General features: G+C 31.8%; 22 protein-coding genes and 1 pseudogene. 2 read left to right on the top strand and 21 right to left on the bottom strand.

Translation table 11 applies throughout. The annotated features are described in order from the left end of the window. Positions 1-205: pseudogene (locus tag T498_RS16540) on the top strand (IS110 family transposase); the annotation flags it as partial. A gap of 122 nt (positions 206-327) precedes the next feature. On the opposite strand, the gene T498_RS0107575 reads toward T498_RS16540, so the two are convergent. From T498_RS0107575 to T498_RS0107525, 11 genes are all read right to left on the bottom strand, one after another. Continuing rightward, positions 328-1,041, bottom strand: a complete 714-nt coding sequence (locus T498_RS0107575; RefSeq protein WP_028235386.1) for an IspD/TarI family cytidylyltransferase — start codon at positions 1,039-1,041, stop codon at positions 328-330. Positions 1,042-1,064: 23 nt separating this feature from the next. Beyond that, positions 1,065-2,351 (bottom strand): glycosyltransferase, encoded by a 1,287-nt coding sequence (locus tag T498_RS0107570; RefSeq protein WP_028235385.1) that lies wholly within the window; start codon positions 2,349-2,351, stop codon positions 1,065-1,067. Positions 2,352-2,504: 153 nt separating this feature from the next. Then, positions 2,505-2,864, bottom strand: a complete 360-nt coding sequence (locus T498_RS0107565; protein WP_028235384.1) for a hypothetical protein — start codon at positions 2,862-2,864, stop codon at positions 2,505-2,507. A gap of 69 nt (positions 2,865-2,933) precedes the next feature. Beyond that, positions 2,934-4,517, bottom strand: a complete 1,584-nt coding sequence (locus tag T498_RS0107560; protein ID WP_036978102.1) for an ATP-binding protein — start codon at positions 4,515-4,517, stop codon at positions 2,934-2,936. Between the two features lie 250 nt (positions 4,518-4,767). Continuing rightward, positions 4,768-5,076, bottom strand: coding sequence for a hypothetical protein (locus T498_RS0107555; protein WP_028235382.1), 309 nt, complete (start codon positions 5,074-5,076; stop codon positions 4,768-4,770). Beyond that, the gene (locus T498_RS0107550; RefSeq protein ID WP_036978101.1) at positions 5,076-5,318 is read right to left on the bottom strand and encodes an AbrB/MazE/SpoVT family DNA-binding domain-containing protein; all 243 of its coding nucleotides are present in this window, start codon (positions 5,316-5,318) and stop codon (positions 5,076-5,078) included. The genes T498_RS0107555 and T498_RS0107550 overlap by 1 nt, the downstream gene beginning before the upstream one ends. A 106-nt stretch (positions 5,319-5,424) precedes the next feature. Beyond that, positions 5,425-5,862, bottom strand: coding sequence for a hypothetical protein (locus T498_RS0107545; protein WP_028235380.1), 438 nt, complete (start codon positions 5,860-5,862; stop codon positions 5,425-5,427). After that, complete coding sequence (locus T498_RS0107540) at positions 5,852-6,325, bottom strand: DUF3990 domain-containing protein (protein WP_028235379.1); 474 nt, start codon at positions 6,323-6,325, stop codon at positions 5,852-5,854. Before T498_RS0107540 ends, T498_RS0107545 begins: the two co-directional genes overlap by 11 nt. 172 nt (positions 6,326-6,497) lie before the next feature. Further along, the gene (locus tag T498_RS0107535; RefSeq protein ID WP_028235378.1) at positions 6,498-6,680 is read right to left on the bottom strand and encodes a hypothetical protein; all 183 of its coding nucleotides are present in this window, start codon (positions 6,678-6,680) and stop codon (positions 6,498-6,500) included. A 33-nt stretch (positions 6,681-6,713) separates the two neighbouring features. After that, positions 6,714-7,895, bottom strand: coding sequence for a class I SAM-dependent methyltransferase (locus tag T498_RS15270; protein ID WP_051524666.1), 1,182 nt, complete (start codon positions 7,893-7,895; stop codon positions 6,714-6,716). A gap of 358 nt (positions 7,896-8,253) precedes the next feature. Beyond that, complete coding sequence (locus T498_RS0107525) at positions 8,254-9,444, bottom strand: LicD family protein (RefSeq protein ID WP_028235377.1); 1,191 nt, start codon at positions 9,442-9,444, stop codon at positions 8,254-8,256. Positions 9,445-9,788: 344 nt separating this feature from the next. On the opposite strand from T498_RS0107525, the gene T498_RS15265 reads away from it, so the two are divergent. Beyond that, positions 9,789-10,232, top strand: coding sequence for a DUF1919 domain-containing protein (locus T498_RS15265; RefSeq protein WP_081779717.1), 444 nt, complete (start codon positions 9,789-9,791; stop codon positions 10,230-10,232). 174 nt (positions 10,233-10,406) lie between these two features. On the opposite strand, the gene T498_RS0107515 is transcribed toward T498_RS15265, so the two are convergent. From T498_RS0107515 to T498_RS0107470, 10 genes are all read right to left on the bottom strand, one after another. After that, positions 10,407-11,786: a glycosyltransferase family 4 protein gene (locus T498_RS0107515; RefSeq protein WP_028235375.1), complete on the bottom strand. Its 1,380-nt coding sequence runs from the start codon at positions 11,784-11,786 to the stop codon at positions 10,407-10,409. Then, the gene (locus tag T498_RS15260; RefSeq protein WP_051524665.1) at positions 11,783-13,342 is read right to left on the bottom strand and encodes a glycosyltransferase WbsX family protein; all 1,560 of its coding nucleotides are present in this window, start codon (positions 13,340-13,342) and stop codon (positions 11,783-11,785) included. The genes T498_RS0107515 and T498_RS15260 overlap by 4 nt, the downstream gene beginning before the upstream one ends. Positions 13,343-13,369: 27 nt before the next feature. After that, the gene (locus T498_RS0107505; protein ID WP_028235374.1) at positions 13,370-14,554 is read right to left on the bottom strand and encodes a glycosyltransferase; all 1,185 of its coding nucleotides are present in this window, start codon (positions 14,552-14,554) and stop codon (positions 13,370-13,372) included. Continuing rightward, a complete protein-coding gene (locus T498_RS16200; RefSeq protein WP_051524664.1) occupies positions 14,555-16,891 on the bottom strand; it encodes a CDP-glycerol glycerophosphotransferase family protein in 2,337 nt (778 codons plus the stop codon). Positions 16,892-17,239: 348 nt separating this feature from the next. Further along, entirely contained in the window at positions 17,240-18,199 is a 960-nt protein-coding gene (locus T498_RS0107495; protein ID WP_028235373.1) for a class I SAM-dependent methyltransferase, read from the bottom strand. Between the two features lie 13 nt (positions 18,200-18,212). After that, positions 18,213-20,621, bottom strand: a complete 2,409-nt coding sequence (locus tag T498_RS0107490; protein WP_028235372.1) for a glycosyltransferase — start codon at positions 20,619-20,621, stop codon at positions 18,213-18,215. A 15-nt stretch (positions 20,622-20,636) separates the two neighbouring features. Next, positions 20,637-21,848, bottom strand: a complete 1,212-nt coding sequence (locus tag T498_RS15250) for a GT-D fold domain-containing glycosyltransferase (RefSeq protein ID WP_051524663.1) — start codon at positions 21,846-21,848, stop codon at positions 20,637-20,639. Positions 21,849-21,940: 92 nt separating this feature from the next. Further along, on the bottom strand, positions 21,941-23,176 hold the full coding sequence (locus T498_RS0107480; RefSeq protein ID WP_028235371.1) for a rhamnan synthesis F family protein: 1,236 nt from the start codon (positions 23,174-23,176) through the stop codon (positions 21,941-21,943). A gap of 5 nt (positions 23,177-23,181) precedes the next feature. After that, positions 23,182-24,249: a glycosyltransferase WbsX family protein gene (locus T498_RS0107475; protein WP_028235370.1), complete on the bottom strand. Its 1,068-nt coding sequence runs from the start codon at positions 24,247-24,249 to the stop codon at positions 23,182-23,184. Further along, on the bottom strand, positions 24,239-25,216 hold the full coding sequence (locus tag T498_RS0107470; protein ID WP_028235369.1) for a glycosyltransferase family 2 protein: 978 nt from the start codon (positions 25,214-25,216) through the stop codon (positions 24,239-24,241). Before T498_RS0107470 ends, T498_RS0107475 begins: the two co-directional genes overlap by 11 nt. Positions 25,217-25,225: the final 9 nt, after the last annotated feature.

Genomic DNA, 25,225 nt, shown 5'->3' with positions numbered 1-25,225 from the left:
CAATTTACGAAAAACCCTCTTTCAGGTAATGGATGTACTCATCAAAACCATGCCACAGGACGATCCTGTTTATCAGTTCTTAGATAAGAAACGGGCACAAGGCAAGCCTTACTATGTCTATATGACAGCCGGTGCAAACAAGTTTCTAAGAATCTACTATGGACGAGTGAAAGAATACTTAGCCACTCTTCCAGAATCGAATTAATCTCAATCAATAAAACTATTCAGACCAGCACTGGTTGTGGTGGTCTTATTTTGATACCTTCTTTTCAACCTGTATAAAAATTTCATTGTTCTTTAATTTAGCCTTGACTTTTTATTTGCAGGCTATTTAATCCAGTCTGCTTTCTTAGCCATAAGAAGAGCTTTAAATATCTCCAAATCCTCGGCAGTCGTTATTTTTATATTTTTCTCTGAGCCAGGGCAAAAACTAACTTGTTCTCCGAGCTCAACCATAAGCGTACATGTGGCTACAGAATTTGTTATACCCTTCTTGGCAGCTTCTTCATGAGCCCATTTTAACTTGCTTAACTTGAAAGCCTGTGGCGTCTGGGTTCTAGCCAAATCTTCCCTTGGAATAACCTCCTTGGAAGAATTCTTATCTTCACCCCGAAGAAGCATTGCCTCTGCGCAAGGTATCACGGTGATTGCCGAACCTGTCAGGTTACACTGGGCTATGCAATTTGAAATAATCTCCTGTGAAACGTTTGGACGGATTGCGTCGTGAATTAAAACCATGTCATCATCGCTACATTCTTTGGCGAGAGCCATGATCCCATTATGAATTGATTCCTGACCATTATTTCCGCCAGGAACAATCCATTTTAATTTTGAAATGTTGAACTGATTTGCGTAAGCCCATAGCATGTCTTGCCAGCCATCTATACATACTACGAGAATAGCATCTATTTCTGGATGCTTCTGAAAAGCCTGCAACGTATATACGATAATAGGCTTGTCGTTGATATTTAGAAATTGTTTTGGAATATCCTGGTTAGTTCGTACCCCTTTGCCACCAGCGATGAGCATTGCAATATTCATAAACTACCCCCATAGTCTTATGATTAAGCCAAATAAAAATACTCCTCAAATAATGTGCCATCTAAATAATTTGTAACCTCTAAATCAAGTAATTTTATACACATAGCCTTGTATGCATTTGTGCCTCGAACCGTTGCCACAATAATCAAGCTATCTGGATACTTTTTAATTGCGTCGTCTATCTTTAAAACCTCTCGGTTCGCAAGGATTCGTTTTTCAGAGTCATCTGTTATAGCAAAGCATTTTAACTTACTGATTTGATTAAGGTTTACTAAGTTGCGCAGAGCTATGACACCTCTATTCCCTGCACCATATATTATAATTGAATGTGCCTCATTTAGCTTGTTAACTACAAATGATTTTTTATCAATAATGTTTTTTAGTAGTGTCTTATCGTCAGCTGTAATATCTCGCATCCACTTATCGAGAAAGCCGTTCATTTTAATGGCAGCACCATATTTTGCGTATTCCTCCTCGAGATGATTGACATAATCTGATTTCAGTTCGTCATCTATTCTTAGGAACACGCCTCTATCCCTGAATAGTCTGTAATAGTAACAGTATGGTAAAAGATGGTAGTGTTCTCTTCTCTTTAGCAACTCCTCTAACCATGAATATTCATTTTCCATGGCATATATTTTACCTGTGCTTTTTATAGATGCCTCTGGATTGTCCTGTCGATATAAATAGAATGCTTCGTTAAGCCACATCGCTTTTTTAGCATACATGCAAGTCTGCATCCAGAAACCATTATCCTGATATGATGCTCCTGGCGACTCATTAAAGCGAATATGATTGGTACTTAGGAAATCCTTTTTGTAGATGCCTGTCCAAATATTCATGAAGAAATCGAAAAAAATATTTCGATAACGCTCATCTAGAACCTTGTTAAAATATTGGTCTAGCGACTCTACGTGTATACGCTTTTTGAAATCCAGGATTTCAAACCAAAAATACGCTTCGGATTTTATAAAATCAAGGTCGTTTGATTTCGCCTGATTATAAAGGCGCTCGTACATTTCTGGAGTGATACAATCATCGCTTTCTACTATGCCAATATATTCTCCAGTTGCCACATCAAGTCCCGTGTTCATAGCTGCGCCATAGCCAGCGTTTGACTTGTGAATGACTACCATGCGTTTATCCTTAGCCGCATACTCATCCACGATATTCTCACTGCCATCGTTAGAACCATCATCTACACAGATTATTTCTACATCAGAAAAAGTCTGGGCTAATATGCTGTCCAGACACTGTGGCAAGTACGCCTTCACGTTGTAGATTGGTACTATGATCGATATTTTCGCCATGGCTTTCTCCACTTAGTTCATCTAGTACTACAATTCTATTTTATCTATTCTTATGGAAAAATACTCTAGTTTTCACAGAATGTTGCGAAATTTGTTTTGAATTTAATGATTCTAGTAAGCTTTTCAACGATAAAGCTCACTAGAATCACAGATTTACTGAAGTTGGGAAAAGCATTGGGCACCGAAATCTTCGAATTTCACCCAGTAATTATCTAAATGATTGTTTCCATTATTCTTTTTAATGTAGAGGTCAAAATCCATTTTATCCATACCAAGAGCCCTCAAATGCTCACGGTAAAACATGCAGTTTTCCCTCATTGTTCTGCGCTGGAAAAACTTTACGAAGCTACCATAGGAAACACCAAGCTTCGCTAGCTCCCATGGATATAATTTGCCCTGGCTCAGGTCAACAGATTTGATTAACTCACGGTCTTTAATTTCGAAATCCATTAAAGGAGTATCTAAATAATAAAGAATCCCTTTAAGATTATTTATTAATCTAACTTCTGCCATAAGTCATTCATTCTCCTCTCGTATTCTAGGGCAAATGGGGTTGTTTTTTAGTATCATTTTATCCCCCTTTTAAGCTCTTTTTATTTCCCACTCACTAATGTTTCTAATCTCTGATGAAAATTTCACTCCAATTATTGTTTTTTCTCTTTGATCTGCTGCAAATGGAACAAGATATCTGTTTCTCTCCACTTGATTTATAGCATCTTTAGCAGATTTATCTAATTTGAACTCAAACACATATATGTTAGAACCAGTCTGGACAATACAGTCGGCACGACCATTTGCACTGTGTGCTTCAGCTTTTACAAACTGTCCTAATAACGCAAATACGATATAGATTACGTTTTGGAAATTCTGCTCTACTAATCTAATGTCCTTATCTGTAGGATATGGTAGACTTTCGAATAGCGCTTCAAATCTATGTCTAATACTTTCCAAATCATTGTTATTTAAATCATTTAAAAAGGCTCTAATTTCAAGAGGTGATATTCCCTCACTATTCTTCATGAACATTGGAGCTAAGCTTTTCAGAAAACTATATTTTACTTCATCATTTGGGTAATCTAACTTAAGAGCGTTAATCTCTTTATCGTATCCTTTTATTGTTAAATATCCTGTTTGATACAATAATGGAATCAAATTAACATCATCAGCCTTATACTCCATCAAAGCATATCTCTCCGCATAGAGTTTTCCTTCTGTAATTAGTTTTACATTGAAATCCTCAGCACGAATTTTATCTATAAGGAATGTAGGTGTTCCAGTACTAAACCAATATGGTTCAAATTCCATATTGTTAATAGCACATAATAAACTATATGGATTATAAATATCAGGAGAATCATAATGGAAATGATATCCATCATACATAGCCTTTAATTTTGTTCTACATTCTGCAGGAGATAATCCTAATTCACTAGATACATGCTCAATATTCTGATCAAGATATTTATCTATTTCCTCATCGGTTATACCGCATATCGCAGCAAATTCTTTGTTAATTGAAATATCTGTAAGTTGATTAAGATCGCTAAAAATACTAACCTTACTAAACTTTGTTACACCAGTAAAGAACACGAACTTTATGTAGCTATCGTAGCTTTTTAAAGTGCTAAAAAAGCCTTTGAATAATTCCTTGTTATGTTCTTCTTTTTCATTATCATCGATAACATCAAGTAATGGTTTGTCGTATTCGTCCACAAGAACAACTACATTTTTGCCGGTGCTGTTAACCGCTTGTTCTATTATATGTCTAAAACGCTCTGGAAGAGATGCTGTACCTTTGTCGAGACCATACTGCTGCTCCCATTTGATAAGATGCTCATTTAATACATCTTCTAATGCATTCTCTCTGGCATATGAATCCTTATTGAAATCAAAATAGAAAACTGGGTATTCTTGCCAGGCATCTTCATTATTTGCTTCAAGAGACTCTATTGCCAAACCACTGAATAATTCTTTCTTGCCTTGCCAATAAGCCATTAGTGTTGAAACTAACAAACTCTTTCCGAATCTACGTGGTCTACTTAAAAAATAAGGTATACCTGAGTGAACTAATTTATATACATATTCTGTTTTATCAATATATAAATACCCATCTGTTCTGATTTTTTCAAAACTCTGTATTCCTAATGGTATATTTTTCTTTAACATTATTGTCTCCAATTGTTTTTTTGTTCTTCATTTATAATTTACAGATAAAAATCTTTAAATTATTTTACACCTCGTGTTTACTTTCACAGCTAGCTTTTCGTTGATATGTAATCAGTTTATCGGTCAACCGTTATAATATCAAGTTTAGAAAAGTAAAAACTTAACTTCATTTAAATGTTTTGTGCTTAAAAACATTTTGCAACATTATTCTGTCTTCATTAATTTGTAAATCTATAGCTTCAGACTCCTATTAATCATACTCAAACATACCCTGCACTGCATCTGCAATGTTCATAGTGTCAGGATAATGTAGTCTATCTCGTTTCGTAAACCCTCTGTCATTAATATCCATAAGCTTTATTTGCTCACAGATAACTGTTCCAAGCATTCCTTTTGTGGCGATTATTTGAATGTGCAATGGTCCTGCTGGTACGCCATCTATAATGGGGCAGAGATGTGCCATTTTAGTTGCCCTAATAAATTCGTTGCTACTGACAGCAACAAATAGATTTTTAAAGCCATTAATCTTAATAATGTCTCCTTGGTTCAAATCATTCATTAGAACATTTCCCTTCCTGTTGGCTTGCCCCAATCAAAATTATAGATTGAAATCTGACCGTCATATTCTTCCATTCTTTCTTTGAATGACTTATGCTTAAAGGCTTTTTTTAAAATAATTTTATCTCCATCGATTTCCAAATCTAACGCGTCAGAATTTGTTAATCCTAATTCATTGAGCACACTCTTTGGCAACCTTATAGCACTGCTATTTCCCCATGCTTTTATATATACTTGTTCCATATACGTATCCTCACTAAATAAAAAATATCATGTATATCTGTATATACATGATACTTTCTTTAAATGTGCAATGTCAAGCTTGGGTACACGGGCTATAACGAAATATTTAAGCACAAATCCTACCTTCTTTGTAACATTCCCTAATGTAGTCTCTTGGTTGATAGTATAGGTCACTGTTAAAATTTGAAATAGCTTCTGTTAACCATGAATTGTAAATCTCAATTATAAAATCAATCAGGTCTGATTGACCGTCATATGTGTCCTCAATAAGGCGCTCAAAAACTTCTCCAATATCCCAATAATCTGGAACCGTGTACTTACATTTTCCTACATTATCGAACTCTCCTGTTGCAATATGACATTTTTCTATAAATTCATCTGCAACTTTTTCAATTATGTCTGAATGAAATACGTCGGCATATCTGTATATTCTAGAAATATTATCCTTTCCAAGATAGGAAACCACCGCAGCACGAGTGTTTTTTGTCTTTCTTCCAATAAATTCTATTAAGCTGCATGTGTAAAATAAATCGCTACCGTTCATCTGTTACCTCGATACTTTCAACATACTCTATTGCTGATAATGCTTTTGCTGTGTGAAAACTTATTTGATGAGTTGGGTGCTTAAATTTTGCTAATGCCCAAAATGCTTCTCTTGAAATTTTACCATCAACATAGTTTTGCACGTAGTTAAAGATTGTGTCATCAGCCATTGGACCTTCAACTATATCATAATCATGAGGTTTTCCCAGGCGACAATCCACAATAAAGTCGAGCCACTCCTCTGTCATTTCATCAAATACTTTAGTTTTTAAACTATCACTTGGCGTGTATTTATATACATTTATAATACCAGTGCCACCATGCCTAGTTGCCCACCTTACTGCCTGCTCCTTAATGTCAGTGCAGTAAAATCCATAGTAAAAATCTTTATTGTATTTATGTATTCTTATTTCAGGAAACTGAACAATTACAGCACTCCCATGATAGACTAATCTATTTTGCATTACGTTTTTCAAATTCCTCCACTGCAATTTATATTTCACGTTCCAATAACAAAAATGCAGTAGCAATCAGGTTAAAACCATCTAAATATGCACTTAAATCGTTTAATTTAATCTATACCTTATGTTACTGATTATTTTGACATAGTCAAAATTGAATAATATCAATAATAAACTAAAACACCAGCTTTAAAACAAGGTGGATACGAACCAACACACACATTGCCAGATCCCAATCACTTCTTAATTTTAGTTCATCACATGCCTCAGTAAGCCACCCACCAAAATACTGCTTTTTAAATAATAATTCTTCTGCTAACTCTGGCAAAACTACATTACACAACCATAATATGTTCATTATAATCCCTTTTATAACAAGTAAATATTCATATTACTTTTTCCTCATCCAAAAACTCCCACCGCCCAAATCACTTTGCTTTCGCCATTCTGGGTGATATAAATCTTTGTGTTCTTCTGCCATATAATGATTATAAAATATAATATCCCATTCAGAGTTATATTGTAGAAATGCTCTTAATAGATACATTTCATTCCATCCATTTTTATTAATCCATTCTTTTGGATAATCCCATGGGTAAAAAATATCATGCAAATGCACTAATACTCCTGATTCTAAACAAGGTAGGATATGAAAAAAGAGATAATTTACATCAGAACCGCTTTTAGATACATGTGTAGAATCTATAAATAATATATCTCCATTATGTAAATTCTTAAAAACCTTCAGCGATATATCTTGCAGCTTTTGTGGATGAATTATCACTTTTTCCTTATCGGCTTCTTTGAGCAAGGCGTATAAAAGATCCGGATATGGTTCAATAAACTCCATTTGTGTCTTACCATCTAAATAGTATTCATTCGTGTCTAATGCAGCTGCCGAAGAATAACCACTTCCAACTTCAATATACTTTTTAGGTCTATATATCCTAAGCATAAAATTTATTAGAAATGTATCTGAAAGGCCTATTGATGTGTTTCCACATTTGTATCTGTATGCATTCTCATTCACTTCCCATTTAGGTCTAGATTCAAACAGAGAATTCATTTTATTTAACAGTTCAATTTGATTTTCTTCATTTATATCTATACCATCAATATACTTATTATCACTAATCTCCATATCTATATTTTGCTCATATTTCTCTTTAACATCATTTATATCCGCATAAAGCGAATAATAATGTCCAAATGGAACGCTTGGCAAATCTTCCCTATTTATTGAAAAGTTTTTTGGTATATGTGAATATACTTCGCCTATAATTATAAATTTAGCACCAATATTTCTTGCTTGTTCATATATGATGTCTACATCTTTTTTAGGTGAAATTAATATGATCTCATTTTCTACTAATACATCACTTGGTAATTTAACATCAACAGTTATATTCTCAAAATGCAATTCTGAAATTGACGGATTTACATCAATAAAATATTTAATCTTACGTTTTCCTTGCAAAAATTTATACCACTTTTTACCATTAAGACCTGCCCCCCATATTATTATTTCGCGATCATTTGGAAATACCATTTCCCATATTCTCATTTTAGTCATTATCCTCCTTCGTATTATATAATTACTTAGTCGTTTTCAAAACGCCACAAGCTGCATAAACACGGCATTTTTTATAAATCCCAATAACCTCTATAGATAATTTTAATATAGTTGTTAAAAACATCATACAAACACAAGAAAGAAACTATTTTATCATCCTCGATAACATACAGACACCTTTCTTTGGCTGTTATAAATCCCTCAATCGATACACACTAATAACATGTACTCCCTATTTACTTTATCGTAAAAATTTCATAGAAACCTTCCAACTGTTTTAATAGCAAATTGTTAACTTCCAGATATTCTATGCTAATGCCCTTTCGATGTTATTGTCATAGACTAACCCATAATCTAGTCACATCCAATATGCTTCTAAATTGTGATGAGATGCCCTTTTTTCGGGAGGAGGCAATTCCATCCAGTCAGGACCATATAGATTATCCAGATATTCTTTGTAGCCTACTGGAACATTTACTTCGATATCCTCAAATGGCATACGGATAGTTTCTGCATAAGCCTCCTTTGTTGTGCAGTCTCTCTCTTTATACTCACTGCCTAGTGCACCAACATATTTAGCTGTTTCAAATGGATACTCAGAAAACATTTCGACATATTTTTCATATACTTTATTACAAGCCTTTATAGACCCATTTGAAGAGTAAAAATATTCATTTTGTAATTTTTTCAATTCTGTTGCTCTTCCAAAGAATCGTTTCCTATCAACTTCATCTTCTGGCATCCCTACCAAACAAAAAATATCAATCCACTCTGTGTGATACTTATAGTATGGTCCAGCGTCCTCCTTCATTATAATTTGATTTCCGAGAAGCTTGCCCCATGAATCAACATATTTTCCTTCATATTCTTTTTTTTCAAGAGAGCAAATTTCATATTTTTCACTTTTGAATAATCTTACGAATTCTTTGTAATCTTCATATGGCATAAAAACATCTATATCATCATCCCAAGGAATAAACCCCTTATGTCTTATTGTACCAAGCAACGTGCCCCCGCAAACCCAGTATCGGAGATTGTTTTTACTACAAAAAATATCAAATTCTTTAAGCATATTCTTTTCTAACCTATGTAAATCGTTAAGACAAATTTGCTCTTTATTTTTTACATAATCATTAAACTCATCATTTTCATCATATAAGTTTAACCAATTTCTTCCCTCATTAAATCCATATTTTTGAAGGCAATTAACATCTTCAATATTTATTTTATGAGCAGTAATTAGCACTATTTCCTCCACTTGACGAGCTTCTTCAAGTAATATCGGCTTTATAGCAGAATCCAAATTATTTAAATATCTTGCAGCAAAAGATTTTACATATCTACTTTGCTCCATTGCTACATATGAATCTTTAAAAACATAATATGAGATCCAGATCCCCTTATTTGCCATAAGTGTTCTTACTGCACTAGAAAACATATTTAATTCAAATAATGCGATTTTTTTTCCTTCAAAAATTTTTTCTTCCTTATATCTGTCAATCTTATTTGAAAACTCAGCTATTATACTTCTTATGTATGCTCTCTCCATTTTCTTGGCTCCTTTTAATCGAAATAGATTATGAATATTGTAAAATAAATATATGAATTTTCACTCTTAGTTGGGAGGAATAAATACTGCTTAGATGTTTGCTTTGGGGCTCTGGAAAAGTGCTTTTAATAATATTAACTTGGTAAAACACTATGAAACATTAGGTCAATTTAAAATTTGTGCGATTACTTCACGTAATTTATCGTATAAACGTTTTAGCGATTATCCTTGTATTTTATCAAGCAATCTAAATCATTACGATTATGATGTAATAATTATCATGTCTTATAATTATGTCTCTTCAATCATTGAAGATGCCTTGTCAATGGTTTTTTCGGAAATAAATAATCATTCCTGTTAAAGTTTTAAAACTAATAGGATATTACACCCAAAAATTTTTACAGCTAAAGGCTAGTACCCCATCCATCATTTGCTCTAATTGTTGGGGTGGCATCGCTTATAATGCACTTGGATTGAAATTTGCTTCTCCATTTATAAATATGTTCGAAGATCCACTAGATTACATAAAAATAATTAACAATCTTAAACACTATATGAGTCAAGACATAACTCTAGATCCTGTACAATACGAGCCTACTTTGAAGACAAATTACCCAGTTGCTTGCTGTGATGACGTTATGCTTCATTTTAATCACTATACAGATTTTGCTGATGCTAAAGCATGTTGGGGACGAAGAAAATTACGCATCAACTGGAATAATTTAATATACGTAATGTATGAGTCTGATCCAGTTATTGCAAGTGAATTTTCAAAACACCCCCTGTAAACAAGAAGTGTTTCACTTCATTCCCTTCTAACGATCCTAATCATTGTTATATCAATCTTGTAGAAGATAATAAACTTGGTAAACTACCATTTTGGGAACTATTTTTAGGAACTGCCAGTGGCAAATATCCATATTTTAACATTTTTGATTTTTTAACAACTGGCTCGATTAATATTATTTCTTCTGCAAAATAATGTCTTGTAAATTATGAGCAAAGTGCTTTAAGGTAAACTGTTCTTCATAAAGTTTCCTTGCACTTTGCCCTATGTATTTTAATAGACCTTTATTAGAAATCACTTGCTTCATTTTTTCCGATAAAGATTCGACGCTTCCACTTTGGCAAATGAATCCATTAATTCCATCCTGCAGATAATCTGCTTGCCCTACTTTTTCAGAAACAATTACTGGCTTACCATACATTAATGCTTCTGTAACAGTAACAGGAAATGGATCCTCTCTGGATGGACACACTAAAACATCAATATGCTCATATGCCTCTTCCATCTTCTTTCTAGATAATTCCCCAAGAATTTTAATATTCTCATATACGTTCGCCATTTGCGATATTTCGCTTTCAAGCACATTATCTGTTGTTGCACCAATAATCCAAAATTCTGCAGCACCACTATCAATTGTTAGCGCAGCATTTATAAATATGTCTTGTGCTTTGCGTTCCTCAATAGTTCCTATTATCGCAAATACGATTTTTCGTTTTTCATCGAACCTTGATTCCTCAATGTCCTTATCAGGTATGCCATATGGCAGCAACCCGATTCTTTCAGTTTCAATTACACCATTAAGATTTTCCTTAGCGATATTACTAACCGCAAATATAGATGTATTTTTCAAATTTATTTTGCTGGCACTATATGGATTTTCAGATAAAGTACGTTTCACGTAATAGGATGCTTCGTGGAGCCACCAAAAAACATGACGATATTTTGATATATACTCAATTGCCTCAAGCATGACAAAAGAATTTACAAAAATATAATCGAATTGGGAAAGCCAATAAATTTCTGTATCAAATCCTCGATTTAGTTTAGGATAGATAACAACATTGTGCCCTTGTTTTACCATTTCTTGTATAAAATGATAATCGCCACCTGTAGACACAATAGTTACGTTAATACCTTGTTCTTCCATTACTTCAGCAATATAAACAGAAACTATAGGCACTCCAGAATAGCCCAGGAATGGCGAAATAACCAACATATTCCTGTGACCCGCGCCGAAGCTATTTGCACCATATAAACGTACTTCTACACCATTTCTATCATCTAGTACATCGTCCCATGTTTTGATTTTTTTCTTTTCAATACCAATTGAAATCAACTGCTTTTTCATATCATCGGCTGATTTACTCATTAATATAATAAAATCAAATTCAAGCTCGCTTATATTATTAGGATGATAAACATCTAATCCATCTTTTACAGATGAATATGTATTATTATCTACAAAACCAATGATTTCCAAATCGCTATATATTTCTTTTAACTGAACTTTTCTGTTCTCATAAAAAAGCCCTGTTCCAAAAATCAAAAGCTTCATTCACATCTACCTTTTAACAAAATAATATCTAATGTATCAAACACTTCCTCTATTGAATGAATATTAACCTCGAGGTCTAAATTTTCTTTCAACCCATTATATATAGATTCAAAATCATATCCAACTGTTACTAAAACTGCATCAACATCAGGCAAATCATCATCTGGGCTCATTATTGGAAATCCTATTGATTTAATTGAATCAAAGTTATTTTTAGCTTTCTTATCTATTCCATATATAACAGTATTATTAGGCAACTCCCTTATTATATGGCGGGCAAACATACCTATTCCATAAATTGCAATTCGCTTATAGCCATAATAATCAATAAAATTATTTATAGATAAGCCCTGTTCTAGATAATTTAACCATCTATCATAAGTATACCAAAAATACTTATATCTCTCCAACTGTGATGGTTCTTCACAACAATTTACAGTAGTCTCTAATACTTTTTCTTCAGCCACAGATATAATATCTTCTTTTTCTACTTCTTTTCTCGTATCTAGAATTGCCTGCAAATATTTATATCCATATCGCTCATCAGGTTCAAGATACATACTTTCGCCCCATTCATTCCATGCATTTACAAATAGGAACTCATTCTGAACCTCTAATGAATATTTCAATGATGATTTAAAAAATTCCTTAAATTTTTCAGGATTGCATCCAGAGACAAACATTCCCTCTGGTCCCCTACGAGGAGAATCATCATAATCAGGAAAAACTCCTAGATAATTTTTACCTTCACACTGCTTTGATAAATCTATGTTGAGGTTAAAAAAATTATCATATAGATAATTTCTAATGCCATCATCTTTTTGAATAGGCTTTATATATCTCATTAGATAATTTGGAGCATTAAAATAACTTGCGTCACAACAAGCTTTAGTTGCATTGGTAGCAATAAAATACATGCCTTCAAAACCGCTATCTACTGCAAGTTTTTGCCAATAATCAACTATTTGTTCTAACACATTAATTATTTCTGGTCTCCAAATTAAAAATACAGGCTTATTGTCAACTTTTATATATCGATCATCCTTAAAAAATGGCAATAAATAATCAAAATGTTTTTTCCAGTCTTTTTTATTTCCATATTCCTGTAGCAATAGAATTTCTTTACCATTTTCTTCATGTGCGTAATCATGTTTAGGATTCCATCTATTACTCGGGATATTTAGATTACTCCATGATCTAACCCACGACTCATTTGCCCATGAAAAACAAAAAGGTATATTAATCTCCTTCCATCTCAAAAGATTCTCTGCTGGCTTTTCTAATATCTTTTTGTGATTTGCAAAATAATAATGATAAAAAACCAAACCATCAATTTGGTACTTATGCAAAAGATTTGATTGCCATTCAAATACTCTCTTATCTAAAAGGTCATAGTAATTTTCATCAAGCGGTACTCTGGGTTGATACTGCTCTACAACAAGCTGTTCTGCATTTTTTACAGCTATCCAATCTGTAAAATCATTGCCCCACCAGGCATCATTCTCTGGTACTTTATGAAATTGTGGTAAGTATGTAGCTAATATTTTTGTATTCATATTGTATATCCATTAAGAACAAATTTATTAATATGGTAGTATCATTTTTTTTGTCCATTTTTTCCATACTACTTTATTATGGGGAATACCTATACTATACAACCAATCAATTACCTCGTTCTTATAGCCCTCTCCAACTCCAACTATGACACAATCAAATTCCATATCTACTATGTTCTCCGGATTCTGAACAACTTCATTTTGCTCATATTTCTTAAAATCCCTATCTAGCCATGCAACAACACGATAATATGGATTGAATTTGAATTGTTTATATAAGCTTTTTCCTATCTTCCCAGCACCATATATTACAACCTTGTTTCCAGGTATTTCTGAAAATAATGATATTCCCCATTCTTCTAAAATATCCGGATTGCTCCAAGGCATCATCAATGGAACCCAAGACATACGTGACATAATATACATTTCTAATTGCATTAATAATACGGAAGCATATTTGTGATTGCTAAACAAAGCATAAAGAGAGCCATACAGTTGACCTAAGTCTCTAATATAAAATTCATTTTTCTTATTTGTAATCGATTCCTCATTTTGATAATAAATATAATAAGAAGCATCCGTAACTGAGATAGATTCACTTCTGAGAATATATCTCCATACAAAGTCTTGATCATCTCCAAATTCGATATTTAAACTAACCTCTTCAAATATTTCTTTTGCTAAATCAGCCCTAAATAATTTGCTCCAGAGATAAGGAAGTATGCCATAGTGATACGTTTGATTATTGAATACTAGCATATTTGAAATAACGTATTGCATCTGCTTCTCACCAGAATATATGCCAGCCGTAATATCTCCTTTTAAGTTTAACTTATCTCCATTTCTCTTAATCCATGTTGCATTTGACGCAACACAATCAGTATCACCAATCATTTCAACTAATGAAGATAAATAATTAGGAGAAATTTCATCATCAGAATCGATAAAAGCAATAAAATGCCCATTTGCATGTTCAACGCCCTTCTTCCTAGCAGCCATTGCACCTTGATTCGATTGTTGAATTAAATTTATTCTCTCATCCTTATTAGAATAATTATTTATTATTTCATTAGATTCATCCGTCGATCCATCATCTACTATTATTAGCTCCCAATCTGAAAAACTCTGCGACAAAACACAGCCAATACACCTATCAATATATTTTTTTGCATTATATACAGGTACTATAATAGATACTTGAGGATTCGTCATTTAGTTTCCCTTCCTATCAATTAAAGAAATAATAAATCTTGCTGCACGTTCAGATGCTTTACCATCTTCATGAACACCATATTTATTCAAAAAATCATTCAAATCTGCCGTGTATTTCTGTGAATCAAATTTCCCTATATTTTCTGAAAGTGTGTCATTTGTTTCTGCGACAGGGAATGGTAACTCATTGTAGTTGATATAAAAACCACGCTCTTCCGTCAAATACTTCTCTTTATCTGGTGCAAATAGAAACACTGGTTTTTTCACATATGCTGGTTCAAACATAATACTTGAATAATCTGTAATCAATGCATCTGATATGCCTACAAGCTCTTCTGCATCATAATAATCACTTACATCAATAACATAATCTGGTTTAGGAATCAGTTTGCTTTGTTTAGCTACAAATGGATGCAAACGTAGCAATATATTCCAATCTCCACCGAACTTTTTATCTAGAGCAGCTTTAAGTACTGAAAAATCCAATTCATTTTCAAATATTCCATCAATCGAACCTGGCTCTTTTATTCTAAATGTTGGAGCATATAAAACATATTTTTTATTATTCTCCAATGAATAATTTTTTATCACTTCAGAGTAATCATATTCATTATCAAATAATATATCTGATCTAGGCGAGCCAACATGAATTGCTGGACCAGTATACTTAAACCCACTTCGACATGTTTTTTCATCAAATTCGCTACCTACTAACAAGTAATCAATATTATCCCAGCCATGCACCCCGTACTTATCAATATCTTGTTCTCCACGATATTTTAATTCGTCATATCCAAACATCTTTAAAGTAACACTCGACCAGTGCTTAATTTGTATTTTAATTTGTCCTTCTCTTAATATCTTACACCCTGTATCGGTTATAATATATTTTGCCCCATAAAAATATTCATAATATTTTTCTCTATTGTCTTGAGATATTTTTTCAACATGTGCCATACTTTCATCTGTCAAATTGCTTTCAAACCATCCGACACTAATATCGAGCCGAATTTCAAGTATCTTTTTTATTATATTTTTTGCATGCCCTGAATAAGCAACAGTTGTTATTAATAATATTTTTTTTGTATCTAACGGCTGAGACTCATAACGATTCTTTATTATCTCTGAATCACTCTTAAGCACAACATAATCATCAATCCCTTTTTCCTTTAAATTTTTTTTCATCCCCTCACGATGTGCTTCTGCTACAGACAGGATAAACATATCTCCTTTTTTTACTTCATAATGATTTAATTCAAATATAGTTTTCCCTAAAACAGTTTCTCGAATTTGTCTTTTTGATACAAAAAACTCAAATTTACTTACTCCACGTTCCAGTAGTTCCAGTGAAAACTGTCTTCCCCAATTACCGGCTCCATATAGAATTATTCTCTTTGATGCTTTAATGGCATTTATATTATTATTAATAAATGTTTGAAATTGGTTGACATTATTACTAGCAAAAAAAATATCCTCTACTCTTATTTTCTCTAATGATTCATTTCTTTGCACAGCTATAGGATGTACGAGAGGAAAATTCAATTTTTCTATTTTATTAGTTGTTGTAGCTAGCCTACTATTCGAATCAACTGCATTACAATGTGTTGCATCCTCGTTGAACCCCATATACTGCACCAAATTTTTGTTTGGATATAAATGCAACCCCTTTTCCAAAAATGATGCAAACAAAAACTGATGATCCCACGAAGACGTCATACTTTGAGAGTAACATTCATCAAACCATTTATACCAAAAGTTCGCTACTAGTCTATCATTAAATAAACTATATAAATAATCGGTTTTAACTATTTCTGGGTACTTTGACATTTCATAATCATATTTATCCCATACACGTTTCCATGTTGCCCATCCCCAAGTACAATTAATATATGTAAAAAAATAATCTGCAGATTTGTCACTTAATCCAAAATTCATCCCTGATATTGAAAAGATTCTATCATCGTTTTTATATTTAAACAGCATTTCCTGACAGAATCTATAAAAATCAGGAGATGGCACACAATCATCCTCAATTATTATTGCATATTCCTCTTTTTTTAATACTTCTGTAATACCAGTTGCAGGACGTCTTCCACACCCCATATTTACATCAGAATAAATCCTTTTTACCTGACAATCCCAATCAATATTACTAACTATATCTCTACACTCTTTACATAATTTTTTGTCATCTGGATGGTCAAATCTAGGTCCATCTGCTACTATATATAATTTTTTAGGTTTGGCTGCTCTAATACTCTCAAAACTATCTTTGACACAATCTGGTCTATTGAAAATAATAAATACAACGGGGGTATGAAGTTTGAAATCTGCCATACATTTCTCCTTATGAAGATAATATTTAATCTAGCCAAATATGCACATTTTCGCACCTATATAATCAGTGTTATCAGTTATTTACCATTAAGTATTCGACACAATCGCTTTTAGATACTTCTTACCAGATTTATAAAACGGAAAGAATTAGCTTTTACAATTCTTTTACTCTCTGTATCATCTTCCCAAATCTCATTTTCGCTCGAAATGATATTTTTTTGTGAATTCAAAATTTTCTAATTGACATATAATGTCCCATGCATTTTTTACCGTTAGAAGTATTCTTATACTTGTGTCGATTAAGTCCCTTGTAGTTTTTTATTCCATCACTACTATCCTTTCGGATAACTATTTATACGCAACAATCAAACAATTATTTATATTTGAAGCTGTTCCTTTAATAACTGATAGTTCATCAAAGGCCTCAACTCCTAAATCTTTCTCAATAACCTCCCATTCATTAGGCCAAACCTCTTGTATATTCTTCACAGAATATACAAAAAAACCGGCTGCTTTAAAAAGATTTCCTAATGTCAAACAATTCCACGTATACAAATGATTATCTATATCACTTCTTTTATAATCGACATCGCATGATTCATTTGGTACATAAAATACAATTTTCCCACCTTTTTTTAACACCCTAAACAATTGTCTCAACTCATCTAAAGGTCTTTCTACATGCTCAAGAACATGTGTTGAAATAATAACATCAGCATAATTATCACTTAATTCTTTTGTATGCTTAACAGTCTTTATTCCATTTTTACGACAATATTCTCTTGCGAAATCATTTATTTCTATTCCAACCTTATTTTCATTTGCAAATTCTTCTAGAAGATATCCACCCGCACAACCAAATTCAACAAGCGTCTCACTACTTTTTACATATGGTTTAAATCTTCTATAACTAACTTTTGCGCCAAATTTTCCCATAGGTTTTTGCCATTCAAAATACTGTTCATCATAATGACTTTCCCCACCACCAAAATCGACTTGATTAACCGATATAAAATTTGTTATCCCAGCCTGTAAACATTGCATTTTTATATCTCTTTCTTTATTACTACAAATTACAATCATGCTTTCTTCTTTAGCTGTAATTCTTAAATAACTTTCAAACGAGATAACATTCCATAATTCATGTTGACCATGCTTATCTGTGTTATTATCAATAAACCCTCTTACATTTATTGACTCGAAATTAAATTTTTGAGATAGCTGCTTTCCTTTCTCACAAAATCCCCAGATATAGACATTTTTTCCCTTTAAAAAGCTAATCCAATCGATTTCATTACTGATATACATTCCACACTCCTTTTTACATTTCGTAATATATTTTCACAATACTATTTTTAATCTCTTTTTTTGATGTTAACCCAGCCTTTATGATTTCATTCGATGAAACATATTTTGCTATTGTCATATCATCAAAAATCTTTGCTATTTGTGATAGTGCACCCTCTGGTTTGTCTAAATCATATAAAAAACCTGTTTTTCCATGTTCGATTAGCGATGGTGTACCGCCAACATTACTTGCAACAATTGGAGTTCCTATAATCATTGCCTCTTGCAGCGAATTGGATGAATTTTCGAGTGTTGATGCTAACAAAAAGACATTTGCTTTTTTATATTCCTCAATCATTCTGTTCACATCACAATTCCCAATGAATTCTATGTTTTCCTCCAATTGTAAGCATTTAATCTGCTCAGATATATATTCCCCATATTCTTTATTAGCATCAACTGGGTTAACACCTGCAATCCGCACTAATAAATCAGGAAATCTTCCCTTCAAATCTACAAATACTTTCAGCACCAGATGTAAACCTTTTAATGGATATGATGCCTGACTCATAAATATAGTATGAGCTGTACATTTGTCTGCTTTCCACAATCCATGAGCTGTATATACCTCATTTCTCATTATTTCCTTACATTCATGGTATTGTGCATTTGGAGCTAATTTTTCACCCCACTTTTTGTCCCATTGTGTTCGTCCAATGATATGCCTTGCCTTTTTAAGGGCTCTTTTTTCGTAAGTTGCTGATTCTCCAAAGTTCATTTGGTAATCAGTTATACTTTTCATAAGCTTATTATCCTGTCTCATTTCACTAGTAATTCCATCAAGCATAGGCTCACCGCATAGTGAAACTAATCCTTGAATATGTATAACTGTTTTATCCAAAAGCCCTTTATTTTCGCAGGCTAGTATCATGGCGTAGGTGTGGGTGTACTCTGTTCCCCAGATATGAATTATGTTAGGTTGATAATTATCTATGATTTCTTCGAACCTACTAACCATTTGTTGAATAAGCTCTTTACCACCTTCTAAAAAAGAATAATATCTATAATTATCTACTGTTCCATCTTTACAATTTTCTCTTTTTTGAATTGGTACACAGACTGCAAATCTATACTCAGTATCTTTTCTTAATTCGTTAAATAACCCACTAATCCAACCACCATATTCCGTCTGCCTAATCAATAGTATGTCCGCAACTTCAGTTAACACTACATTAGAGAGCCATAATACTTTTTTCGCATTCTTTTTTGGAATAATATTGTTATATTGCAAACGTTTTTGCATTCTATTTATATAACTTTCACCTATTCCAAACCTGTTATTCTTATTCGAAACACAATTTTTAAATAATGCAAATAATTCCTCATCTATATAACTTTCAGATAGAATTTCTATTAATTTTTTTACAAAATAATAATCCGAATTCTCTTTTATATTAGTATCGTAAATAATCTTTTTTGCATTTCTTAATACTATTCGTTCTAAAAATTCTTTATCAGATGCATTTGCTGCTTCCATAAGAGTTTTGCTCATATAATCAGTAAATAACTTTTTCAACTTTTCCTCAACGGAAATATCTAGAGAAAGTAATCTATAAATTTCAATCGAATTAAAATTATTTAATCTCTCTTTTGCGATTATCTTTAAATTACGATTATTGTCTATCCCCAATGCTTTTATCAGTTTCAAATCTTCTATAAAGAATTCGTCATACATTCTATTTTCATATCCATAATATTTTAAAGATGCATTGCCTTTAAGAAATCTATAATCATAAAATACATAAACCGGCTCTTGCAAAACTACACACGATTCAATTCTATTATATAATTTCGTATTAAAAAGCTTATCTGCGCCATAAACATCATTTCTAAATAGCTCATCTTTAAATAAAGATTTTTTATATAAGTTTGCCTGATTAAGCATTAACCTATTTCTATAAATGTATTCCCAAGATGAAATCACTTCACTCCTACTATTGCAAACTCTTTCCTCAACCCCTTTGCTTGATATCAAGGTCTGCTTTTTTATTTGTTCTTTTTCATCCAATACCGTTACTATTACATCTGTCCATATTACATCTGGGTAGTTACAATCTATTATTTTTTTTGCTAATAATTCAAGTCCACCTTCTACCATCTGATCATCAGAATTCAATATATAGATATATCTACCTTTTGCATTTTTTATGCCGTTATTCATACTTGCATATATCCATTGATTATCCTGGTGCAAAACTACAATTCTCCCATCAGTAGCCGCAATGTTATCAACTATTTTTGGGGTATTATCCGTAGATCCATCATCTACAATAATCATTTCCCACTCTTCAAACGACTGTGACTCTATGCTTTTGATAGCATTAGCTATATATTTCTCATTATTGTATACAGGTATGATTATCGAAATTAAAGGACTATACATTTTTGCTATAACCTTTCATTTTGTTAAATCTATTAGAATTTGTTTTTTTACATCCTCGGAATATAAATCTTCATTAATTAATCGCTCATTCAGCTCTGGGACTGCTTTCCCCTTTATTGGAATTCTCTCTTTGGCTGCCATTTGGTACCACTCATACTCATTATCTATTTGCCCTATATCTATCGCTTGATATCCATATTCTACAAACTTTTTCACTAATACTGTCGCTGTTGGTCCAAGGCTAATCAATAACAATATTTCTTTTCTTATGTTTTTTAATACAGCTTCTATTATCGATTCATAGATGCTAAAAGCATCTTTTGCGGGGCATATTATTCTACTTAATGATTTAACTTCATTAAACAAATCATTTCCCAGACCATTTCGAGTATTTGCACCTTCAATTAATAATATGTCCCTTCCTTTCCATACTTGTTTCCATAAATTGAATATTTTTTTTGCTTGTGTTTTATCTCTATATATTAAATATGGTCTTGAAACATAGGAGTCGTAATATGTTCTGTTAGTATCTATTAATTGTTCAATTTCATCATGCTTATCCCATATATAGCTTCTAATCCAAAATGCCGCTTCATCAGTATATTGTTCTAAACTATCAAACTCATCAGGAATTGCAATTAACAATTCATCATTTTCTGTATTCATCACCTCTAATAATTCATATGCCAACGACTCATTATACTTTTGAAACCATGGTCTATCTCTGTTCAACATTATTTCAAATTCACCATCACCAAATCGTGTCAAAGACTTTGATTCATAAATAATCTTTTTTAAACACTGTTCTGCAGATACAATTATTTTGGTTTGAGTCCTTTTTTCATATTTCTTATTTTGCTGAGCATAATGCTCTGATAACTGTTTTTTATCTTCATAGTACTTTTCTCGTACGGTACTATCTATCCATTGATATTCTGATAAATCATCTCGTGAAAAAATAATTTTCTTTGATGATATATTCTTGCATAATTCTAGTGGATAGTAATAATCTTTCATGCATAATATAATATAGTCACAATTCTCTTCATCATCCCAATTAATATCATTCTCTTCTATTATTAAACCATTCCAAACTTTACCAATCTTTTCATAATCACTATCTATAACTTTTATGATTTTTACACATGAAAAATCTATTGAAGAATATGCCATCTGTCCCCAAAAGCCAGTTCCCCATATTATTACATTAACTGTTTTCTTTTCCATTAATAAAACCTCCAACTAATCAAAAGGCATATTTTAATATTTTATTAATGTGTATCTTTGTGTATTTTCCAATTCCTTTTTATAATGATCGCTTATATTACCAAATAATAACTAATAAAATTACTCATACCTTTATTAACTAAAATATTAATAATTTCATCTATAAAATGAGGTCCTACTGCGATAATTATACCAACATTGTCACTACTAGTTACTTCATCAATACTTATTACAGGTATATTACATAATATCTGTCCCGTTTTTTTTGCATCAATAAAAGCACTAGGATTTTCCTCCAAAATTTCAGTCATATATTTATAACAAGAAATGCCCACTCTACCAGCACCATAGATTAATATTCTTTCATACTCGCTACAAAATTTTTTTAATCTACTCTTAGAAAAATCTTCATTTAATAATTGATAAGGATAAATTATTCCTTTATCAACATTCATCATATTCCACATTTTTTTCATCATAATATCAATTATCGATAAATATGATGTTGCGAATGAATCGTTCATAATCATACATGTTTTATAACCCGCATCTTCCGATATATAAGGAAGTATTCGTTCAATAGCATGGCTTATTGTTCCATCATTTGGCAATGGTTCCTCTGGAAAATCAACTAGTTCCCATTTTCTAGAGTACAATTTTTTTAAAGCTTCTGTTCTGCACCAAAAAATTGTTCCATAAGAAATTGGCGCAGTTGTATCAGATATTTTACATTTTATATTTAACTCTTTGCATATCTTCAGTGCGTTACTATAATTTTTACTCCAACCCTCGCTAGCTGATTTATATGTAAGTATAAAACAATTACCAATGTCTAATACCGGTAAAGCTAATCCCAATTCTTTTTTTCCTTCAAATAAGCTTATTATATTATTGATATAATCTTTACTTATCAATGTATTATCCCACATAGATTTATTCCAAAGAAATGTATCTTCAGATGTATGTTGGTATTTTGGGGTTTTATCATGTAAAAATGCAATATAATCATTTTCCAGGAAAAAATCCCTTCCCTCAATCAACAGTGCAGCTATATCTCTCCCTCGGTTTTCCATTCTATATATACAAGTAACATTTTTTAGGTTCCCTCTATGCTGATTAAAATAATCAATTATTTCTTTCTTTGAGGAAATAACCATAATCCTAATACTGCCCATAATTCTGTTTATATATTTTACATAAAAATCTATGCTTTCCTCGTAATATAAGTATATTATGATTCCCACTCTATTTAATTCTTGTTGTTTTGAATATCCTTTAGGAAGAACATAATATCTCTTGTCTATTTTATTAATATCATTATCCCTCATATTTTTCATTCTCCGAAGACATCTTTGACAACATCTAGATACCCATATCCATTTTTCATATCGGGTTCAAGGTATGTTCCCTCTCCCCACTCATTCCATGCATTAATAAATATGTATTCCGAATTATATCGAATAGCTTTATTCTTTAATTTTTTCATATATTTTTTAAATTTTTTTGTTGATACACCTAATACAATCCTTCCATTTTTCCCTTTTCTTGGTGTATTATCCCAATCTACAAATGCTCCCATATATGAATTACAAATTATATTTCTTTTAAGAATATTCTTCCACAATATAGAATAACTATATATAAGGTTATTACTTTTATAAAAAAAATTAAAAATTCTACTTAGAAATTTATAATACTTAAATTCTAGTTCTGTTCTTCCATATTTCATCGTGTAGAGTGGTTCAAATTGAATGCTTTTTTCACATATTGATTCATTTTGAAAACTATTATACTCATCAATTATATATATTCCTGAGAAGCCACTTTCAATACATCTTTTATTCCAATATTCAACCATTCTATTGAAATTTGGGATCATCTTGCTTCTATAAATAATCAATATCGGGGAACCATCATGCTTGATATAAAATTCATCTTGGAAAAATTCAAATAAATAATTAAAATGTTCTTCCCATTCATTTTCTGTTCCATATGTTTGCTCTATTAACACTGAATTGTCATTTTCCCATGTTTTTGACCATGTTTCATTGGCCCAACAAAAACAGTAGTGAATTTTTTCTTTAGAATCTATTTCTTTTAAAAGTTCTAACGGTTTATATAATAGTTTTTTCCCATTGAACCAATAATGATAAAAGCAAAAACCATATACATTATATTTTTTAGCAAGCTTTAGTTGCCAAATAAAATCATCCTTTTCTTCCAAATTATAGTAAAAGTCGTTTTTAGGTAGCCTCGGCTGATTATGGTGCTTAAATATTGGGAGTGCTTTTTTTGTATTGGTCCATTCTGTAAATCCTTCGCCCCACCACATATTATTCTCTTCACACTCATGATATTGCGGTAGGTGAAATGCTATTAATTTAACACTTTTATTTTTCATAAGTTTTTTGTCCTATAAGGTTATCTATTCGCTCTATGCGTTCAGGATACTTAAAATTCTGCGCACAATACTGCTCATAATATTTTCTGATACACCCAATTAAGTATTTCCGCTCATCAACATTATTCTGCTTATTAACCCACTCTAACAACAAACTGGCATGATAAACATAAAAACATTTCATATAGTCTATATACATCATTGAAACGCCACCAGACTCTAACATATTAATTGCCTTTTCATACCCCAATAAAATATCTTTTAATCTATTATAATTCTCGTTAGTATATGTATGAGTTATAGAATCTGTTCGCTGATAATAATGATAATAATTTTTACTATTATACAATGTATATGGATTACTCAACGATACCATAGCAGTAAAAATCACATCATCTCCACGCTTTAGGGATTCATCAAAATATATATTATTATTCATTAAAAAAGACTTACGAAAAATCTTATTCCAAACAAACGCTGCAAAGTTTCTATATTCCTCTCTATAAAAGGCGTACTTAATAATATCTTGAGAATCAGATATTATATCAGGAATCAAGCCATTATTTTTCATTTGAATACTCTTATCATCATAGTCCTTGCTATATCCAAACACATACACATCTGCATTCGCTCTTTCCATTTCATATATCAGAGACGAATATGTATTATTTTCTAACCAATCATCCTGATCTACAAAAGTTACATATTTACCATTTGCTTTACATAAACCATAGTTTCTTGCTGATGCAACACCACCATTCTTTTTATAATAGTATCTAATTCCATCATATTTCTTTTGTAATCTTTCAATTATTTCTTTGGTATTATCTTTAGACTCATCGTCTACAATAACTACCTCGATTCTACATTCTTGTTCCAGTACACTTTTAATGCATCTTTCTATTGTTTTTTTGGCATTATAAACTGGAATTATAATTGAGATATCATATGATACTTGTTCTATCATAAATCACCC

Origin of the sequence: Pseudobutyrivibrio sp. MD2005 (genome assembly GCF_000621865.1) — a bacterium.
In the GTDB taxonomy this organism is placed as follows: Bacteria; Bacillota; Clostridia; order Lachnospirales; family Lachnospiraceae; genus Pseudobutyrivibrio.
This window is presented reverse-complemented; position numbering and strand designations above follow the sequence as displayed.

Coding starts and splice junctions, on each gene's coding strand:
- T498_RS0107575 (WP_028235386.1), bottom strand. CDS start 1,041: ATGAATATTGCAATGCTCATCGCTGGTGGCAAAGGGGTACGAACTAAC.
- T498_RS0107570 (WP_028235385.1), bottom strand. CDS start 2,351: ATGGCGAAAATATCGATCATAGTACCAATCTACAACGTGAAGGCGTAC.
- T498_RS0107565 (WP_028235384.1), bottom strand. CDS start 2,864: ATGGCAGAAGTTAGATTAATAAATAATCTTAAAGGGATTCTTTATTAT.
- T498_RS0107560 (WP_036978102.1), bottom strand. CDS start 4,517: ATGTTAAAGAAAAATATACCATTAGGAATACAGAGTTTTGAAAAAATC.
- T498_RS0107555 (WP_028235382.1), bottom strand. CDS start 5,076: ATGAATGATTTGAACCAAGGAGACATTATTAAGATTAATGGCTTTAAA.
- T498_RS0107550 (WP_036978101.1), bottom strand. CDS start 5,318: ATGGAACAAGTATATATAAAAGCATGGGGAAATAGCAGTGCTATAAGG.
- T498_RS0107545 (WP_028235380.1), bottom strand. CDS start 5,862: ATGAACGGTAGCGATTTATTTTACACATGCAGCTTAATAGAATTTATT.
- T498_RS0107540 (WP_028235379.1), bottom strand. CDS start 6,325: ATGCAAAATAGATTAGTCTATCATGGGAGTGCTGTAATTGTTCAGTTT.
- T498_RS0107535 (WP_028235378.1), bottom strand. CDS start 6,680: ATGAACATATTATGGTTGTGTAATGTAGTTTTGCCAGAGTTAGCAGAA.
- T498_RS15270 (WP_051524666.1), bottom strand. CDS start 7,895: ATGACTAAAATGAGAATATGGGAAATGGTATTTCCAAATGATCGCGAA.
- T498_RS0107525 (WP_028235377.1), bottom strand. CDS start 9,444: ATGGAGAGAGCATACATAAGAAGTATAATAGCTGAGTTTTCAAATAAG.
- T498_RS0107515 (WP_028235375.1), bottom strand. CDS start 11,786: ATGAAGCTTTTGATTTTTGGAACAGGGCTTTTTTATGAGAACAGAAAA.
- T498_RS15260 (WP_051524665.1), bottom strand. CDS start 13,342: ATGAATACAAAAATATTAGCTACATACTTACCACAATTTCATAAAGTA.
- T498_RS0107505 (WP_028235374.1), bottom strand. CDS start 14,554: ATGACGAATCCTCAAGTATCTATTATAGTACCTGTATATAATGCAAAA.
- T498_RS16200 (WP_051524664.1), bottom strand. CDS start 16,891: ATGGCAGATTTCAAACTTCATACCCCCGTTGTATTTATTATTTTCAAT.
- T498_RS0107495 (WP_028235373.1), bottom strand. CDS start 18,199: ATGTATATCAGTAATGAAATCGATTGGATTAGCTTTTTAAAGGGAAAA.
- T498_RS0107490 (WP_028235372.1), bottom strand. CDS start 20,621: ATGTATAGTCCTTTAATTTCGATAATCATACCTGTATACAATAATGAG.
- T498_RS15250 (WP_051524663.1), bottom strand. CDS start 21,848: ATGGAAAAGAAAACAGTTAATGTAATAATATGGGGAACTGGCTTTTGG.
- T498_RS0107480 (WP_028235371.1), bottom strand. CDS start 23,176: ATGAGGGATAATGATATTAATAAAATAGACAAGAGATATTATGTTCTT.
- T498_RS0107475 (WP_028235370.1), bottom strand. CDS start 24,249: ATGAAAAATAAAAGTGTTAAATTAATAGCATTTCACCTACCGCAATAT.
- T498_RS0107470 (WP_028235369.1), bottom strand. CDS start 25,216: ATGATAGAACAAGTATCATATGATATCTCAATTATAATTCCAGTTTAT.